The sequence below is a fragment of the Micrococcus sp. GbtcB5 genome (genome assembly GCF_019091605.1).
Lineage (GTDB): Bacteria > Actinomycetota > Actinomycetes > Actinomycetales > Micrococcaceae > Micrococcus > Micrococcus luteus.
In genome coordinates, this window is the sequence record NZ_JAGXJK010000517.1 from 1 (window position 1) to 234 (window position 234).

General features: G+C 75.2%; 1 protein-coding gene. It reads right to left on the bottom strand.

The genetic code is table 11. The features are described from left to right. Positions 1-234: hypothetical protein (locus KVS67_RS13320; RefSeq protein WP_217565579.1), on the bottom strand; the 234-nt coding region annotated here is incomplete at both ends.

A 234-nucleotide genomic window follows, 5' to 3' on the forward strand; every position in this document is an offset into this window, starting at 1 on the left:
CGGCGCGCCCCAAGCGAGGACCAGGTCGAGCCGCGGGCGCATGCCGAGCACCAGGGGGACGGCCTCGCCGAGCACGCGGTCACCGCCCCGGCCGAGCAGCGACTGGCGGGGTCCGTCCTGCTGGAAGCCGATCGGCAGCAACGAGCCGATGTAGCCCGCGACGCTCGCGGAGTCCTCCACCAGCATCCACACCAGGCGTGGGGCGTCCACGAGGGCCGCGGGGATGTCCGGCCA